The sequence below is a fragment of the Ensifer canadensis genome, assembly GCF_017488845.2.
GTDB classification, from domain to species: domain Bacteria; phylum Pseudomonadota; class Alphaproteobacteria; order Rhizobiales; family Rhizobiaceae; genus Ensifer; species Ensifer canadensis.
Genome location: NZ_CP083370.1, coordinates 3,580,589 through 3,598,686, shown reverse-complemented (window position 1 = coordinate 3,598,686; position 18,098 = coordinate 3,580,589). Strand labels below are relative to the sequence as shown.

8 protein-coding genes are annotated in these 18,098 nt (G+C 63.4%); 3 read left to right on the top strand and 5 right to left on the bottom strand.

Going from position 1 to position 18,098, the window contains the following annotated elements; translation table 11 throughout:
• Positions 1 to 79: 79 nt before the first annotated feature.
• Positions 80 to 1,417 (bottom strand): omega-aminotransferase AptA, encoded by a 1,338-nt coding sequence (gene aptA, locus J3R84_RS17460; RefSeq protein WP_025425250.1) that lies wholly within the window; start codon positions 1,415 to 1,417, stop codon positions 80 to 82.
• 149 nt (positions 1,418 to 1,566) lie between these two features.
• On the opposite strand from aptA, the gene J3R84_RS17455 reads away from it, so the two are divergent.
• Positions 1,567 to 2,115, top strand: coding sequence for a cupin domain-containing protein (locus J3R84_RS17455; protein ID WP_025425249.1), 549 nt, complete (start codon positions 1,567 to 1,569; stop codon positions 2,113 to 2,115).
• Between the two features lie 182 nt (positions 2,116 to 2,297).
• Here J3R84_RS17455 and J3R84_RS17450 read toward each other — a convergent pair whose 3' ends face one another.
• The 4 genes from J3R84_RS17450 to hglS are packed head-to-tail and all read right to left on the bottom strand — an operon-like array spanning position 2,298 to position 7,935.
• Entirely contained in the window at positions 2,298 to 3,530 is a 1,233-nt protein-coding gene (locus J3R84_RS17450) for a pyridoxal phosphate-dependent aminotransferase (RefSeq protein ID WP_057210881.1), read from the bottom strand.
• Between the two features lie 9 nt (positions 3,531 to 3,539).
• Positions 3,540 to 5,072, bottom strand: coding sequence for an L-piperidine-6-carboxylate dehydrogenase (gene amaB, locus J3R84_RS17445; protein ID WP_025425247.1), 1,533 nt, complete (start codon positions 5,070 to 5,072; stop codon positions 3,540 to 3,542).
• A 30-nt stretch (positions 5,073 to 5,102) separates the two neighbouring features.
• Positions 5,103 to 6,524 (bottom strand): FAD-binding oxidoreductase, encoded by a 1,422-nt coding sequence (locus tag J3R84_RS17440; protein ID WP_025425246.1) that lies wholly within the window; start codon positions 6,522 to 6,524, stop codon positions 5,103 to 5,105.
• Between the two features lie 10 nt (positions 6,525 to 6,534).
• The gene (gene hglS / locus J3R84_RS17435; RefSeq protein ID WP_025425245.1) at positions 6,535 to 7,935 is read right to left on the bottom strand and encodes a 2-oxoadipate dioxygenase/decarboxylase HglS; all 1,401 of its coding nucleotides are present in this window, start codon (positions 7,933 to 7,935) and stop codon (positions 6,535 to 6,537) included.
• A 113-nt stretch (positions 7,936 to 8,048) separates the two neighbouring features.
• Here hglS and J3R84_RS17430 point away from each other — a divergent pair, with 113 nt between their 5' ends.
• Together J3R84_RS17430 and ndvB are read left to right on the top strand one after the other, a co-directional pair.
• Entirely contained in the window at positions 8,049 to 8,942 is an 894-nt protein-coding gene (locus J3R84_RS17430; protein ID WP_025425244.1) for a LysR family transcriptional regulator, read from the top strand.
• Positions 8,943 to 9,312: 370 nt separating this feature from the next.
• Positions 9,313 to 17,928 (top strand): cyclic beta-(1,2)-glucan synthase, encoded by an 8,616-nt coding sequence (gene ndvB, locus J3R84_RS17425; protein ID WP_203528727.1) that lies wholly within the window; start codon positions 9,313 to 9,315, stop codon positions 17,926 to 17,928.
• The last annotated feature ends 170 nt before the right edge of the window (positions 17,929 to 18,098 follow it).

The window sequence follows — 18,098 nt, the reverse complement described above, 5'->3', positions numbered from 1 at the left end:
TCCGGCTCAAGGCAGAACAGAAAATCTGCGTGTCATGGTCGCCGCCAAACGTTTCGGCGGCGACCATGATCTCTTGTTTTTACTTGGCGCGCTTCAAGGCATCGCCGAGGATCGAGACGATTTCGCCGAAGTGATTTTCGTCGGCGATCAGCGGCGGCGAGAAGGCGATGATGTCGCCGGTCACGCGGATCAGCAGCCCCTTTTCGAAGCAATCGACGAAGACCTCATAGGCGCGGGCGCCGACAGCACCCTCGCGTGACTGCAGCTCGATGCCGGCGATGAGGCCGATGGTGCGGATGTCGATGACATGCGGCAGGCCGTTCAGCGAATGCATGGCATCATGCCAGGCGTCCTGCAGCTCGGTGGCGCGGGTCATCAGGCCCTCATCGCGATAGATGTCGAGCGTGGCGATACCCGCGGCGCAGGCGGCCGGGTGGCCGGAATAGGTGTAGCCGTGGAAGAGCTCGATCTGGTTTTCCGGGCCGTGCATCAATGCGTCGTGCACCTTGCGGCTGGCAAAGACCGCGCCCATTGGGATGGCGCCGTTGGTGAGCCCCTTCGCCGCCGTCACCAGGTCCGGGGTGACGCCGAAGAAGTCGGTGGCGAACGCAGCGCCAAGGCGACCGAAGCCGGTGATGACTTCGTCGAAGATCAACAGGATGCCGTGTTTGTCGCAGATCGCGCGCAGCCGCTCGAGATAGCCCTTCGGCGGGATGAGCACGCCCGTCGAACCGGCAACCGGCTCGACGATGCAGGCGGCGATGGTTTCGGCGCCGTGTAGCGCCACCAGCCGTTCGAGATCGTCGGCAAGTTCGGCGCCGTGCTCGGGCTGGCCCTTGACGAAGGCATTCTTGGCAAGGTCGTGGGTGTGGCGCAGATGGTCGGAACCGGGAAGCTGCGGGAAGACGCGGCGGTTGTTGAGGATGCCGCCCACCGAAATGCCGCCGAAGCCGACGCCGTGGTAGCCGCGCTCGCGCCCGATCAGCCGCGTGCGAGTGCCCTGGCCGATCGCGCGCTGATAGGCGATGGCCATCTTCAGCGCCGTGTCAACCGATTCCGAGCCCGAGCCGGTGAAGAACACGCGGTCGAGCTTCTGGCCTTCCGGCCCCGGCGCGATTTCGGCAAGGCGTTCGGCAAAATCGAAGGCGATCGGGTGGCCCATCTGGAAGGAGGGGGCGAAATCCATCGTCGACAGCTGGCGTTCGACGGCTGACGCGATCTGGCGGCGGCCGTGGCCGGCGTTGACGCACCAGAGACCGGCGGTGCCGTCGAGGATCGTGCGGCCATCGGTGCTGGTGTAGTGCATGCCCTCGGCGGAGGCGAGCAAGCGCGGTGCCGCCTTGAACTGCCGGTTGGCGGTAAAGGGCATCCAGTAGCTGTCGAGTACGGGGGCGTTGGGTTTGGTGTGCTGGTTCATGGCATCCTCCTGAAGATCAGGGGATTGACGCCATGATTTGAATTGCCAAACAAGTCCTTTTCTGTTGTCGTTCAAGCCATTGAATTTTATACAACGAGGTTTGCGAAATTGCGATATTTCGAACAACCTGAACACCGAGATGGACACCCATGAGCGTCGACATTGGAAACCGGCTTCGCCACCTCCGGCTGATGCACAATCTTTCGCAGCGCGAACTTGCCAAGCGAGCGGGCGTGACCAACTCGACGATCTCGCTGATCGAGTCGAATGCGTCCAATCCGTCGGTCGGCGCACTGAAGCGCATCCTCGACGGCATACCGATCGGACTTGCGGAGTTCTTTTCGTTCGAGCCTGAACGGCCGCGCAAGGCATTCTACGCCGCAGAGGAACTGGTCGAGATCGGCAAAGGGCCGATCTCCTATCGCCAGATCGGCGACAATCTCTTTGGCCGCAGCCTGCAGATCCTGAAGGAATGTTATCAGCCGGGCGCGGACACTGGAAAAGTGCCGCTGGTGCATGAAGGCGAGGAGGGCGGCATCGTGCTGTCGGGGCGCATTGAGGTCACCGTCGACGACGAGCGGCGGATTCTCGGGCCTGGGGATGCGTACTATTTCGAAAGCCGGCGACCGCACCGATTTCGTTGCGTCGGGCCGGTACCTTGCGAGGTGATCAGCGCCTGCACGCCGCCGACGTTTTGAAGGAAGGGAGCGGGCGCCCCTCATCCCGCTGCCGCGACCTTCTCCCCGCCTGCGGGGAGAAGGGATATGCCGCCAGCGCCTCATACTCTCTTTGCGAACAGGAGTAGAGAGGCAGCTGTTTGCGCGACCGTCCCCTCTCCCCGCAAGCGGGGAGAGGGCTAGGGTGAGGGGCTACTTCCGAGTTACGAAAGCCGAGCGCAGGCGTCGGCGATGCGCATGAGCGCTTCCTTCAGTTCCGCTTCCGACGTCGCATAGGAGATGCGGAAGAACGGCGACAGGCCGAAGGCCGAGCCGGGGACAACGGCGACATGGGCGTCGTCGAGCAGGTAGGCGCAGAAGTCCGTGTCCGTCTCGATCGTCTTGCCCGAAGGCGTCACCTTGCCGAGCATGCCGGCGCAGCCGGAGAAGGTGTAGAAGGCGCCTTCCGGAACGCGGCAGTCGAGACCGTCGATGGCGTTGAGGCCGTTGACGACGAGATTGCGGCGGTGCTGGAAGCTGGCCGTGCGTTCCTTCAGGAAATCCTGCGGGCCGGTCAGGGCTGCCACCGAAGCGGCCTGGCTGACCGAAGACGGGCAGGAGGTCGCCTGGCTCTGGACGACAGCCATCGCCTTGATCAGCTCGCGCGGACCACCGGCATAGCCGATGCGCCAGCCGGTCATGGCATAGGCCTTGGAGACACCGTTGACCGTCAGGGTGCGGTCCTTGAGCCGAGGCTCCAGTTGGGCCGGGGTGACGAAGCGGAAGCCGTCATAGACGATGTGCTCGTACATGTCGTCGACCAGCAGCCACACATGCGGATGCCTCAAGAGCACGTCGAGCAGCGGCCGGTAGTCGTCAGCGCTGTAGGCGGCACCCGAAGGGTTGGAGGGTGAGTTGAGAAGCACCCAGCGCGTCTTCGGCGTGATCGCCGCTTCGAGCTTGTCGGCGGTGAGCCGGAAACCGGAGGCCGCGTCGCAGGGGATCAGCACCGGCTTGCCTTCGCAGATCTGGACGATATCCGAATAGGAGGTCCAGTACGGCGTCGGAATGACAACTTCGTCGCCGGCGTCGATCGTCGCCATCATGGCGTTGAACAGGATCTGCTTGGCGCCGGTGGCAATGGTGATCTCGTCCTGTTCGTAGGCGAGGCCGTTCTCGCGCTGGAACTTTTCACGGATCGCCTTCTTCAGTTCCGGCGTGCCGTCGAGTGCGGTGTATTTGGTTTCGCCGCGCTGGATCGCCTCGCAGGCGGCCTGCTTGACGTAGTCAGGCGTGTCGAAATCCGGCTCGCCTGCGCCGAGAATAATGACCGGCTTGCCCTCGCGCTTCATCGCTTGCGCGCGCGCGCCGATCTTGAGGATTTCGGATACTCCGATCGAAGAGATCCGCGAGGCGGGCTTGAAGCCCGCCTCCTTGACCGTTGCGTTGATGGTCATCGCTTGGTCCTACTCGATATCGAAGGAGACGCCCTGTGCCAGTGGCAGGGCCTTCGAGTAGTTCACCGTGTTGGTGGCGCGACGCATGTAGGCCTTCCACGAATCGGAGCCCGATTCGCGGCCGCCGCCGGTTTCCTTTTCACCGCCGAAGGCGCCGCCGATTTCCGCACCTGAGGTGCCGATGTTGACGTTGGCGATGCCGCAATCCGAGCCGTCGACGGCCAGGAACCGTTCGGATTCCTGCATGTCGCGGGTGAAGATCGACGAGGACAGGCCGGCTGCAACCGCATTGTGGTCGGCAACGACTGCGTCGAAGTCGCTGTACTTCATGACGTAGAGGATCGGCGCGAAGGTTTCTTCGAGGACCGGGCCTGCCTGCTCAGGCATTTCGACCAGGGCGGGCTTGGCGTAGTAGCCGTTGGCATAACCGAGCTCGACGCGTTCGCCGCCGGTGACGGCGCCGCCATGGGCCTTGGCTTCGTCGATTGCCTTCTGCATGCCGTCGAAAGCGGCCTTGTCGACCAGCGGGCCGACGAGTGCGGTGGTTTCCAGCGGATTGCCGACCGAGACCGAGCCATAGGCCTTCTTCAGGCGGGGAACGAGCTGGTCGTAGACGCTTTCATGCACGAACAGGCGGCGCATGGTCGTGCAGCGCTGGCCGGCGGTGCCCATGGCGCCGAAGGCGATGGCGCGCAGCGCCATGTCGAGATCGGCCGATGGGCAGACGATACCGGCATTGTTGCCGCCGAGTTCGAGGATGGCGCGGGCGAAGCGCTTGGCAAGACGCGGGCCGACGTCGCGGCCCATGCGGGTCGAGCCGGTGGCCGAGACCAACGGAACCTTCGGGTTGTCGACGAGGACTTCACCGACGGCGCGGTCGCCGATCAGAACCTGCGACAGGCCTTCCGGGGCGTCGCCGAAGCGGGCAAGCGCGCGTTCGAAGATAGCCTGCGATGCAAGCGCCGTGAGCGGGGTCTTTTCCGACGGCTTCCAGACGACGGAGTTGCCGCAGACGAGCGCCAGCGCCGTGTTCCACGACCAGACGGCGACCGGGAAGTTGAAGGCGGAGATGACGCCGACGACGCCGAGCGGATGCCAGGTTTCCATCATGCGGTGGCCGGGACGCTCCGTGGCGATCGTCAGACCGTAGAGCTGGCGGGAAAGGCCGACTGCGAAATCGCAGATGTCGATCATTTCCTGAACTTCGCCGAGGCCCTCGGAGGTGATCTTGCCGGCTTCGATCGAAACGAGGCGGCCGAGGTCGGCCTTGAAGGCGCGTAGCTCTTCGCCGAGCAGGCGGATCAATTCGCCGCGCTTCGGTGCCGGAACGAGGCGCCAGGCCTTGAAGGCTTCATGCGCCTTGTCGATCTTGGCGGCAGCCTCCGTGGCCGAAACCGTCTTCAGGCTGGCGATCTGTTCGCCCGTGACCGGGCTGAACGACGGCATGTCGCCGCCGGTGTAGAGTTCCTTGGCGACGCCCATCTTCTCGAGGAGGGCTGCTGCCTCCTTGGTGACGTCGATCTTCTTCGTTGCAATGTTCATCTGGTCTGACTCCCGTTTTCCTGCCCTGGCCTATCCGAAGCGCACGCTGCCGAGTTTCCCCGGCGAGGTGAGCGTCTTCAGGCCCGCGGCCATGTCCTTGAGTTTGTCGGTTGTATAAACGTCGTAGTAGGCCTGGTTGCGGCGGCCTATCGCATGTTCCGCGCTGAAACTGCCGTGATACTCCTCGACCGCCACGGCGAAAACCCATTCTCTCAAACGCTGCTCGAATGTCGGATCGCTGAGCAGCGCGCTGTCCTTCGGCACCACGAGATTGAAGTGTACACCACCATCGCCGATATGGCCGAAGTCGCAGACGGTGACATCAGGAAACCTCGTCGGCATTTCGGCCTTCATATGGTCGCAGAAGGCCATGATGTCACCCCTGCGGAAGGAGACGTCGAAGGCGATCAGCTTGCCCAGGTGTTTCACACCTTCCGAAAGTGCGTGGCGCAGCGCCCAGACCTCATGCGGCGGGCCGACGAACGCGTCGGCGAGCGGTGCCGTCTCCATCTCCCAGATCTCGGCCAGCACCGTTTCAAGCACGGCGTCGAGCGATTGCTCGCCTTCGCGTGGGGCCCAGGTGCGGCTGATTTCCGCGAGAATGACGTATTCAGGGACGTGTCCGCCCTGGAACGGGTTCTTCAGCGAAGGCACATGCGCGAACGCCGCCTTGACGGCGTTGCTCGACATGCCCTCGAAGGCCGAGAGGTAGGCGCCGAGCCGCTCTTCCATGGCGCGCAGCAGCGGCAGCACATGGGCGCCGCTTGCCGGCACCAGCAATGCGGTCGCCGTCTGCTGCGGCAGGCGCTCCAGATTGAGCACGCATTCCGTGATGATGCCGAAGGCGCCCGACGTGCCGACGAAGACCTGCTTCCAGTCGACGCCGGTGTTGTTCTTGCGCAGGTCGCATTGAAGATCGAGCACGGTGCCGTCTTCATCGGCGAGAACCACGGTGAGGCCCAGCGTGTTGCGGCGCACGTCGCCGTATTTCAGGAAACGCGAGCCGCCGGTGTTGGTGGCGATCATGCCGCCGATGCGCGGATCGGCGCCGAGATCGATCGGGAAAAACAGGCCATGTTCTTCCAGCCGGCGGTTGAGATCGGAAAGCCTGAACCCGGCATCGACGCGCACCGAACGATTGTCGAGATCGAGTTCGAACGCTTTGGTGAGGCGGTCGAGGCTGAGGATCGCTTCGTTGCCGGAACTATCAGGGGTCGAGCCCGAGACCAGTCCGGTATTGCCCGATTGCGGGATCAGGGCGATGCCATGACGCACGCAATAGGCAACGGTTGCCGAGGTTTCCACTGTTGTCGCCGGCCGCAGAACGACCGAAGCCCGGCCACGATCGTAGCGCGCGCCGGTCTCGTAGGCTTCCATGTCTTCAGCACGCGTGACCACACCCTTGTCGCCAAGGATGCCGGTCAGCGCGTCTATGTGTACCTGTTCAATCATCGTGAACGCATCATTCCGCAGCCATGGCTGCGGTCAAGGCCCGCAGGCAGCTTTCGATCGATGCCTCTTCGATGCCGGCATAGTGATCGAACTCGTTGAGCACTGTGGCGCCGAGGTCAATCTCGAAGCGCTTCTGGTTCGGGCTTGCGACAAAAGCCTGCTGCGCGCCGTCGCCGAGATTGGACTGGAAGATGCCTGCGGCGCTGACCGGCAGGAAGTCTTCGTAGACGATGGCGTCGAACTGCACGAGGCCGTCGGCGATCAGCGTGTTGATATCGCGGCGGTCGGAAATCCGGGTCTTCAAGCCCTTCTCGGTCAGTGAATAGCTGAAATAGCCAAGGCCGGCTTCGCGAATGCCTGCCCAGGTGTCGGGGAAGCTTTCGAAGGCTTTGGCAAGCGCGGCTTCATAGTCGCGGGCGTTGGAGCCGTCGGCTGCCGGGCGCACGATCTTGCGCGAGGCTTCCAGAAGCTCGTCGTAGAGCGCACGGCCCTTGGGAGTGAGCGCAATGCCGCGCTGCTCGATCTCGCCGAAGCGGGCGGTGTGCGAGCCGGCTTTCCAGTCGCCGCCGCCATCACGGAAGGAAACGGCCTCTTCCAGCGCCTTGAACGAGGTCTGGCGAAGCAGGATTGGGCATTTGCGGGTCGGCGGACCTTCGACGACGGCCTTCGGCGCGATGCCGAATTCGGGCATCAGCGCCTGGACCTGGTCGATATCCAGCGTGCGCGGCGTCAGGTGGTTGATATGCGGGCCCTTGAACGACACGACGTCGGCGATCAGCCGGTGGGCGTCATGCAGGCGCTTGTACATGTCGGCGCTGACATTGGCCCTGTCGTGCCAGCGGAAGGTCTCCAGCACTTCGGAGACGAAACGCTCGGCGTCGGCCTTGTCGAGGCCGCCATCACGCTCGGCCTTTTCGGCGAGTTCGATGGCAACAGGCGTAAAGATCCGACGCTCGGCCAGGATCGCCTCGGATGCGGCGCGCAGACTCTCGTCCGCAATCAGGTCAAGGCGAAGAAGCGAGGTGAAGACACGGAAGGGATTGCGCTTCAGAGCGGTTTCGCCAACCGGGCGGAAGGCGGTCGAGTGCACCGGTACGCCGGCGGTCGAAAGATCGTAGTAGCCGACCGGGTACATGCCCATGACAGCAAAGACGCGACGCATCATCGAGAGTTCAGCAGGCGTGCCGAGACGGATTGCGCCGTGGCGCTCCTCGGAAATGCGATCAAGCGAATCCGTCGCATCGAGGCGCTCTTTCAGCGCCGGGTCGGCATTGAGCGTATCGTCGTTGACCTTGGCAACCAGTTCCATCAGCGTGCCGTAAGCAGGCACTTCCTCGCGGTACATGACCGACATGGCTGCGGAAAAGGCCGAACGGATATCATCGGCGGATACGAAACTATTCTCTTTCACTGGGGCTCGCCTCGCGCTATGGGTGAAGGACAAGGTCATTCTCATTTCGGATCATATCCAAAGGAAGCGGCCATTGATCGCGCTGCTTGTGACTATGTTGATGCGAGGCTGGAATGAAGTTAAGCCGCAGACTGGTTCCTGATGTTACGACGCTGCAGGCTTTCGAATGCGCGGCACGGCACGGCAGCTTCACGCAGGCAGCCGCCGAACTCAATCTGACCCAGAGTGCCGTCAGCCGTCAGATCAAGGATCTGGAGAACCAGCTCGGCGTTCTCCTGTTTGAGCGGGTGCGCCAGCGCGTCATTCTCTCCGAGGCCGGGCAGAAGTTCCTGCCCGAGGTTCGCCGCCTGCTCAACCAGACCGAAGAGCTGATGGTGCGGGCAATGGCCTCGGCGCGCGCCGACTCGACATTGTCGATCGCGTCGCTGCCGACCTTCGGCAGCCGTTGGCTGGTGCCGCGGCTGCCGGATTTTCTTCGCCAGCACCCCGATACCGTGGTCAATATCGCGTCGCGGTCGGCACCCTTCGATTTCGACGAGCAGAACTTCGACATCGCCATCCACTACGGCCAGCCGGTTTGGGCGCATGCCACCTGCAGCTATCTCTGCAGCGAGATCATCGTGCCGGCGGCAAGCCCGACCCTGCTTGCGGCCAATCCGGTGGCGACGCTGGAGGATATCGTCGGCGGTCCGCTGCTGCACCTGGCGACGCGACCCAAACTCTGGGCGCAATGGTTCGAGGCCAACGGCATGGATGGAAGGGGTGCCTATCGCGGTAACCGCTTCGATCAGTTCTCGATGGTGATCGAGGCGGCCACGGCCGGTCTCGGTTTCGCCTTGCTGCCCCGCTATCTGATCGAACAGGAGCTGGCAGCGGGAACATTGCGCATCGTTCTCGACCGGCCGATGCAGACGGAGAACAGTTATTATCTCGCGGTTCCGGAAGGCAAACTCGAAAACCCGATCAGTCTCGCCTTCCGCGAATGGATCACTGAACAGGTCGGGTAGGTTTCCCATCCTCGAACATGTTTCGACCGATGGCCGGAACCTTCCTGACGCCGTCGGCGTTTCGCGACGGACTGCTACCCAGAGATGCGCCGGGAAGGGGCAAAATTGATACATAGATTTGAGGTTGCCATAGGCGAGCGCGGACTATTGCGTTTTCGCCCGATGAGAGTGTGCGCAATTCGTCCAAACTTGCGCCGCCGATCCTTGCAAGCTGTTGGCACCACGGCTAAAAAATGCCACTTTCATGCATCACGCGGCCTTGAAAACCAATGCGCCGCCGGCTTTGCTTTCTCTGATGCCCAGTTCAAGGGCGGCGCCAGTTTCCGCCAGTTTCCGGTTTGCCGGAAAATGACGGCGGATGGGAGGACACATGACCGTGTCTAGCAACGTGCCGGCCAAGCCTGGAACTTCAGGACCGCAGCCAACCCGGCAGAACAACGAGAGCCGGGCCGATCAACCCCGGTTGGATTCAGAACCAGCACCCATGCCCCTTCACAACACGCCGACCTCCTCTTCTCGCGAACCGGAAGCGAAACAGATCGATTACAACGATTCGATCCGCTCGACCTTTTTCTCGATGGAGGATCTGCGGCAAAGCGGCGAGACCCTTGCGCTCAAGGGCGCACCGTCCCTGCCGGGCTTCTTCCCGTTCGAATTCCGCCCGCGCCACCGCGAGAATGAAAACGAAATCCTGAGGGTGTATCGGGCAACAGCGGCTGATGTCGAAGCGGGGGCGTCGATCACGCCGGCCGCCGAATGGCTGCTCGACAACCACCACGTGGTCGAGGAAGCGATCCAGGAAGTCCGCCGCGACTTCCCGCGCAAGTTCTATCGCCAGCTGCCCACGCTGTCCGTCTCCGGAACAGTCATTCCGCGCACGATGGCGCTCGCCTGGCTCTATGTCGCCCATACGCACAGCACGGTCTCGCGGGAAAGCATTACCGCGATGGTCGAGGGCTTCCAGAAGCACGACACGTTCAAGATCGGCGAATTGTGGGCCTTGCCCTCGATCCTGCGCTTCGTTCTCATCGAGAACCTGCGGCGCATCGCCATCCGCGTCGAGCGTTCGCGCGGCATGCGGCGCAAGGCCAACGACATCGCCGACCAGATCATCCGTCACAACGACCCGGAAAAGTTGCGAGCGCTGCTGGCCGAATCCGAGGCGCTTGCGGCGGACAATACCTTCGTCGCCCAGCTGCTCTACCGCATGCGCGATGGCTCGCAGACCTCCGGCTCGGTGATCGCCTGGATCGAGGAACAGCTCGAGAAGCGCGGCAGCGACGTCGAGGACGCGCTGGTCGCCGAGCAGAACCGCCTGTCGTCAGGCAATGCGACGATGAGCAACATCATCCGCAGCCTGCGCGAGATCGACGATACCGACTGGGCCGTCTGGTTCGAAAGCGTCAGCAAGATCGATGCGGCGCTGCGCGATGGTTCCGATTACGCCGCGCTCGAATTCGGCTCGCGCAACAAATACCGCGATACGATCGAAAAGCTGGCGCGCCGCTCCGGCCACAGCGAATACGAAGTCACCCAGATCGCCATCGAGATGGTGAAGGAAGCGGAAGCGGTGGCTGCAGTCGAGCCGGAGCTTCATGAGCCGAACGTTGGCTCCTTCCTTGTCGGCAAGCAGCGCAAGGCGCTCGAGCAGAAGATCGGCTACCGGCCGTCGGTGCTGCAGAGCATCATTCGCCTCAGCCGCAAGCTCGACTGGTTTGCGATCGCCGGACCGAACATTCTCCTGACGATCCTGGCGATGGTCGCCGTCTATGCCTTCGTCAGCCCGATGGATATTCCGAACGGCGCGAAGCTGATCATGCTTCTGCTGTTTGCGCTGCCGGCGTCCGAAGGTGCGATGGGTCTGTTCAACACGCTCGTCACGCTGTTCGTCAAACCGTCGCGCCTGGTCGGCTATGAGTTCCTCGATGGCGTTCCGGAATATGCCCGCACGCTCGTCGTCGTGCCCTGCCTGATCTCCAAGCGCGACCATGTCGACGAACTCGTGCGCAATCTCGAGGTTCACTACCTCGCCAATCCGCGCGGCGAGATCTCTTTCGCGCTGCTCAGCGACTGGATCGACAGCAAGTTCGAGGAAACCCCGGCCGATACCGATGTTCTCGACTATGCCCGGCGCGAGGTTGCCGAGCTTTCGGCGCGTTATGCCTATGACGGCAGGACGCGTTTCTTCCTGCTGCACCGCCGCCGCCTCTTCAACGAGGCGGAAGGCGTATGGATGGGTTGGGAGCGCAAGCGCGGCAAGCTGCATGAGCTGAACATGCTGCTGCGCGGCGATCGCGACACCTCGTTCCTCCAGGGCGCCAATACCGTGCCGGAGAACGTTCAATATGTCATGACGCTCGACGCCGATACGCGCCTGATGCGCGACGCGGTGACGAAGCTCGTCGGCAAGATGTACCACCCGATCAACCGCCCGATCGTCGACCCGGAAACACAGAAGGTGATTGCCGGCTACAGCCTGCTACAGCCGCGCGTGACGCCGTCGCTGACGACTGGAAGCGAAGCCTCGGCCTTCCAGCGCATCTTCTCGGCCAATCGTGGCATCGACCCCTATGTCTTCACCGTTTCCGACGTCTACCAGGACATCGCTGGCGAAGGCAGCTTCACCGGCAAGGGCCTCTATCACGTCGATGCTTTCGAGGCCGCGCTCAAGGGGCGGATCGAGGAAAATGCCGTTCTCAGCCACGACCTGCTCGAAGGCTCGTTTGTGCGCTGCGCGCTGGTGACGGACGTCGAACTCGTCGAGGATTTCCCGACCCGCTACGAGGTAGAGATGTCGCGCCAGCATCGCTGGGCCCGCGGCGACTGGCAGCTGCTGCCCTATATCTTCAACCCGTCGAACGGCCTGTCGATGCTCGGCCGGTGGAAGATGTACGACAATTTGCGCCGTTCGCTGATCCCCTGCGCCTGGCTCGTCGCCTCTGTCATGGGCTGGTACTACATGCAGCCGACCGAGGCGCTGATCTGGCAGATCGTGCTGATCTTCAGCTTGTTCGTCGCCCCGACGCTGTCGCTGATCAATGGCCTCCTGCCGCGCCGCAACGACATCGTCGCCCGTGCCCACCTCCATGCTGTGCTGACCGAAGTTCGTGCCGCCAATGCCCAGGTCGCCCTTCGCATCGTCTTCATCGCCCATGGCGCGGCGATGATGGGCGACGCGATCGTGCGTTCGCTCTACCGCACCTTCGTCAGCCGCAAGCTGATGCTGGAATGGCGCACCGCTGCCCAGGTGCAAAGTGCCGGGCATGGAAGCATCGGTGATTATTACAAGGCGATGTGGATCGCACCGGCGCTGTCGGTTCTGTCGCTGGCGCTTGCGGCGATTTCCGATACCGGCCTGCCCTTCATCGGCATTCCCTTTGCCCTGCTCTGGGCGCTTTCTCCCGCTGTCGCGTGGTTCGTCAGCCAATCGGCCGAAACCGAGGACCAGCTGGTCGTTTCCGACGAGGCGATCGAGGAAATGCGCCTGATCGCGCGGCGCACCTGGCGCTATTTCGAGACCTTCGTGACCGCCGAGCAGAATTTTCTGCCGCCGGACAACTTCCAGGAAACGCCGCAGCCGGTGCTGGCCGAGCGCACCTCGCCGACCAATATCGGCGTCTACCTACTCTCGGTCATGTCGGCACGCGACTTCGGCTGGATCGGCTTCGAAGAAACGATCAACCGCCTGGAGCAGACGATTGCGACCATCGACCGGATGCCGAAATATCGCGGCCACCTGTTCAACTGGTACCGCACCAACACGCTCGAAACGATGGAGCCGCGCTACATCTCGTCGGTCGACAGCGGCAATCTTGCCGGCCACCTGATCGCCGTGTCGTCCATGTGTCGGGAATGGGCGGAAGCGCCGTCGGCGCATGTCCAGGGCAGCCTTGACGGCATTGGCGACGTCGTCGCCATTCTTGCCGAGGTGCTGAACGACCTGCCTGACGACCGCAAGACCGTTCGCCCGCTGCGCCGCCTGATCGAGGAGCGCATCGTCGGCTTCCAGAATGCTCTGGCTGCCGTCAAGCGCGAGCATGAATTCGCATCAATCCGCGTGATCAATCTCGCCGTTCTGGCGCGCGACATGCACAAGCTGACCGTCAACCTCGACCATGAGGTTCGCACGGCCCAGAGCAGCGAAGTGACGAAGTGGGCGAACGCGCTGGTCACCACCTGCGAAGCGCATATTGCCGACGGCGTGTTCGATCTTGGCGCCATCGAAGCGCTGCGCCAGCGCTTGGCGGTTCTAAAGGATCGTGCTCGCGACATCGCCTTCTCGATGGATTTCGGCTTCCTGTTCCGGCCCGAGCGTCGCCTGCTGTCAATCGGCTTCCGCGTCAACGCCAATGAGCTCGACGAGGCCTGCTACGATCTTCTGGCGTCCGAGGCCCGTCTGACCAGCCTGTTCGCGATCGCCAAGGGCGACCTGCCGACCGAGCACTGGTACAAGCTCGGCCGTCCGATCGTGCCGATCGGCGCGCGTGGCGCGCTGATCTCCTGGTCCGGTTCGATGTTCGAATATCTGATGCCGCCGCTGGTGATGCAGGAGCGGCAGGGCGGTATCCTCAACCAGACCAACAATCTGGTGGTCAAGGAGCAGATCAATCACGGCCGCCGTCTCGGCACGCCGTGGGGCATCTCCGAAGCGGCCTTCAATGCGCGCGACCACGAGCTGACCTACCAGTACACCAACTTCGGTGTGCCGACGCTTGGCCTCAAGCGTGGCCTCGGGCAGAACGCCGTCATCGCGCCCTACGCCTCCATTCTCGCCTGCATGTACGATCCGAAGGCGGCGCTCGCCAATCTCGGTCGACTGCGCGAAGTCGGGGCGCTCGGCGTTTACGGCTTCCACGATGCCGTCGACTTCACGCCGACGCGCGTGCCCGAGGGGCAGAAATGCGCCGTCGTGCGCAACTACTATGCCCACCACCATGGCATGTCGATCGCCGCTGTCGCCAACGTCGTATTCACCGGCAGGCTGCGCGAATGGTTCCACGCCGATCCGGTAATCGAGGCGGCCGAACTGCTGCTGCAGGAAAAGGCGCCGCGCGATATTCCGATCATGAACGCCAAGCGCGAGCCGGAATCGCTCGGCAAGGGCCAGGACGATCTGTTGCGTCCGGAGGTTCGGGTCATCGAAAACCCGCTCGCCCAGGACCGCGAAACCGTGTTCCTGTCCAACGGCCACTACGCCGTCATGCTGACGGCAACCGGTGCCGGTTATGCCCGCTGGAACGGCCAGTCGGTCACCCGCTGGAAGCCGGACCCGGTCGAGGACCGCACGGGCACCTTCATTTTCCTGCGCGACACGACGACGGGCGACTGGTGGTCGGCCACCGCCGAGCCCCGGCGCGCCGTCGGCGAAAAGCTCCTGACGCGGTTCGGTGACGACAAGGCCGAATTCGTCAAGACCGTCGGCGACCTCACCAGCGAAGTCGAGTGCATCGTTGCCACCGAGCACGATGCCGAAGGCCGCCGCGTCATCCTGCTCAACACCGGAACGCAGGACCGCTTCATCGAGGTGACGTCCTATGCCGAACCGGTGCTGTCGACCGACGAGGCCGACAGCGCGCATCCCGCCTTCTCCAAGATGTTCCTGCGCACGGAGATCAGCCGGCGCGGCGACGTCATCCATGTCAGCCGCAACAAGCGCAGCTCAGGCGATCCGGATATGGAAGTGGCGCATCTCGTCACCGATAATGCCGGCAGCGACCGTCCGACCGAGGCGGAGACCGACCGTCGCCGCTTCATCGGCCAGGGGCGCACCCTTGCCGAGGCCGCCGCCTTCGACACCGACGCGGTGCTTTCGGGAACCGATGGCTTTACGCTCGACCCGATCATGTCGCTTCGACGTGTCGTTCGGGTTCCGGCCGGCAAGAAGGTCAGCGTCGTCTTCTGGACGATCGCGGCCCCGAACCGCGAGGCCGTCGACCGCGCCATCGATCGCTACAGGCACACGGAAACCTTCAATCACGAGCTGATCCATGCCTGGACGCGCAGTCAGGTGCAGATGCGCCATGTCGGCGTCACCTCGCAGGAGGCCGCAAGCTTCCAGATGCTCGGACGCTACCTCGTCTACCCCGACATGCACCTGCGCGCCGATACCGCAACGGTTCAGGCGGGGCTCGCGTCGCAGTCAACGCTCTGGCCGCTGGCAATCTCGGGCGACTTCCCGATCTTCTGCCTGCGCATCAACGATGACGGTGACCTCGGCATCGCTCGTGAGGCCCTCAGGGCACAGGAATATCTGCGCGCGCGCGGCATTACCGCCGATCTGGTGATCATCAACGAGCGGGCCTCGTCCTATGCCCAGGACATGCAGCACGCGCTCGATTCGATGTGCGAGAACCTGAGGCTTCGCGGCCTCTCCGACGGTCCGCGCCAGCACATCTTCTCGGTGCGCCGCGACCTGATGGAGGCGGAGACCTGGTCGACGCTCTTGTCGGCTTCCCGCGCCGTCTTCCATGCCCGCAACGGCACGATCTCCGACCAGATCGCCCGCGCCAATTCGCTCTATTCGACGCCACCGGTGAAGGGCAGCGAAAGCAACTTCGCTCTGCTCGCCGCCCCGCAGCAGCCGGCCGACGCCGTCGATGCGGAGATTGTCGGTGACGGTCTCGATTTCTGGAACGGCTACGGCGGCTTTGCCGAAGGTGGGCGCGAATATGTCGTGCGCCTGCGCGGCGGCGAGGCGACACCGCAGCCGTGGATCAACGTCATCTCCAACGAGCAGTTCGGCTTCCACGTTTCGGCCGAAGGGGCCGCCTTCACCTGGAGCCGCAACTCGCGCGACTACCAGCTGACGCCGTGGGCCAACGATGTGGTCGTCAACCGGCCGGGCGAAGCGGTCTTCATCCGCGACATGGCGAGCGGCGCAGTGCTGACGCCATACGCTGCCCTGTCGCGCAGCCGGTCGGTCGTCTTCGAGACGCGCCACGGACTTGGCTATTCGACATTCCGCAGCACACAGGACGATCTCGATATCGAGGCAGCCCACACGGTGCACCGGACCTTGCCGGCCAAGCTGGTCCGCATCTCGATCCGCAACCGCTCCACGGCTGCCCGCCAGCTGAAGGTCTACGGCTTTGCCGAATGGGTGCTCGGCAACAACCGGGCCCGCATGGCGCCCTTCGTTCTGTCGACCTGGGACGAAGCCTCCGATGCGCTGGTTGCAACCAACCCCTACAGCATCGACTATGCCGGTCGTTCGGCCTTCTTTGCTGTCGATGGCGGTGAAGGTGTGAGCCATACGGCAAGCCGTCGCGAGTTCCTCGGGCGGGTCGGCGGCATTCTGGTGCCGCAGGCCGTTTTCGCTGGCGCCGAGCTTTCCGGCTCGATCGATGTGGATGGCGACGCCTGTGCGGCGTTGGCGACCGATCTGGTGATCGAGCCCGGTGCCGAAAAGCAGCTCACCTTCATCCTCGGCGACGCCGACAACGACGAGCAGATGCGCTCGGTTCTCGGCGAGTTGCGCCAGACTGCGTTCGACACCGTCATGGACGCCGCCAAGTCCTTCTGGACCGAGTTCACCGACATCGTGAAGGTGGAAACGCCGGATGCGGCCTTCAACACCATGATCAACAACTGGCTGCCCTATCAGAGCCTTGGTTGCCGGATCATGGCACGCTCGGCCTTCTACCAGGCGAGCGGCGCCTTCGGCTTCCGCGACCAGCTGCAGGATACGCTGGCGTTCCTGATCCATCGGCCGGAACTGGCACGGGCACAGATCCTCAACGCGGCCGCGCGGCAGTTCGTCGAGGGTGACGTGCAGCATTGGTGGCTGCCGGGCACCGGCGCCGGCGTGCGAACAATGATCTCGGACGATGTCGTCTGGCTTGCCCATGCCGTCACGCACTACTGCGAAGTGACGGGGAACGCCGACATTCTCGGTGAGAAGATCGCCTTCATCACCGGACCGGCGCTCGAGGAAGGGCAGCACGACAGCTTCTACAAGCCGGAGATCTCGGACGAGATCGCCGACGTCTACGAGCATTGCGCCCGCGCACTCGATCTCGCGATCAAGCGCAGCGGCGAAAATGGCCTGCCGCTCATTCTCGGCGGCGACTGGAACGACGGCATGAACCGCGTCGGCATTGCCGGCCGCGGCACCAGCGTCTGGCTCGGCTGGTTCCTGGCGGGCACGCTGCGCGGCTTCCTGCCCTTTGCCCGCGAGCGCAAGGACAAGGCGCGCGTCAGCCATTGGGAAGCGCATCTCGCCACCTTGAAAAAGGTGCTCGACGAAGCCGGCTGGGATGGTGACTACTATCGTCGCGGCTACTACGACGATGGCGCGCCGCTCGGATCGAGCGAAAGCGACGAATGCCGGATCGATTCGATCGGCCAGTCTTGGAGCGTGCTTTCAGGCGAGGGTGACGAGCAGCGATCGCAGAATGCGATGGATGCGGTCATGGCCGAACTCGTCGATCCGGATCGCCGCATTGTCCGGCTGTTCACGCCGCCGCTTGAAAGAACCAGGCAGGACCCGGGCTATATCAAGGCCTATCCGCCTGGCGTACGGGAGAACGGCGGCCAATATACCCATGCGGCGACCTGGGTGGCGCTGGCCTTTGCCGAGCAGGGAAGGGCCGAGGAAGCCTGGCGTGTCTTCCAGATGCTGAACCCTGTCTCGCATGCCCTCAGCCGCGAAGACGCGGACCACTATCGGGTCGAGCCCTATGTGGTCGCCGCCGATATCTATGGCGAAGGCGCGCTCGCCGGACGCGGCGGCTGGACCTGGTATACCGGGTCGGCCGGCTGGCTCTACCGCGCCGGCGTCGAGGGTATTCTCGGCATCCGCCGACATGGCGACAAGCTGGTCATCCGACCGGTGTTGCCGGAGGCCTGGGACGGCTACTCGGCGGAAGTGACGCTGAACGGCACGAAGCACAAGATTTCGGTCAAGCGCGATGCAAAAAGTCGCGAGCCGATCGTCAGCATCAATAATAGTGTCACAAAAAACGCGCATGAAGGCATTTTGCTGTAACTGCCGGTATTGAATGAACGTTGGAACCGGCTTTGCACCCGAACGGGCAAGGCCGGTTTTTTCTTGCTGATTTGCCGGCGGCACGAACCCTGACGGGCTCGTGCATCGATCGACGGCATCGAACATGCGCTTGCCCCTGGGGCTAAGCGCATGTCCGGTGCCCGTTTCAA